The organism is Massilia sp. AB1 (genome assembly GCF_018119385.1).
Classification (GTDB): domain Bacteria; phylum Pseudomonadota; class Gammaproteobacteria; order Burkholderiales; family Burkholderiaceae_D; genus Telluria.
The window spans coordinates 1-428 of the sequence record NZ_JAGKSG010000110.1 but is presented as its reverse complement, the minus strand read 5'-3'; the positions used below and the strand labels follow the sequence as shown (position 1 = coordinate 428).

1 protein-coding gene is annotated in these 428 nt (G+C 67.8%); it reads left to right on the top strand.

Annotated features, from left to right (window positions below; genetic code table 11):
- The coding region (locus tag J8847_RS24015; protein ID WP_211527199.1) for an IS1595 family transposase at positions 1–428 on the top strand (428 nt) is incomplete at both ends.

Below are 428 nucleotides of genomic sequence, written 5' to 3'. Positions count from 1 at the left end.
ATGCCGCGCGTGCGGCAAGACCTTTACTGCCCTGAGCGGCACGCCGCTGTCGCGCCTGCGCCATCGCGCCAAATGGCTCGATTACCTCGACAAGATGCTGGACGCCAACAGCGTCCGCGCGGCGGCCAAGGCAGTCGGCGTGCACCGGAACACGAGCTTTCGCTGGCGTCACCGCTTCCTGGAGCTTGCCAAACACGACAGGCCGCAGCGCCTGAACGGCATTGCCGAAGCCGACGAGCTGTTCCTGCTCGAATCGCAAAAGGGCTCGCGCCAGCTGAACCGCCCGGCGCGCCGGCGCGGTGGGGTGGCCTCCACGCGCGGCATCTCGCACGAGCACGTTTGCGTCCTCGTTGCCCGCGACCGCACCGGGCAAACACACGATTTCATCACCGGCCGGGGCGCGGTGACGAAGAAGCAGTTGTTCCGGC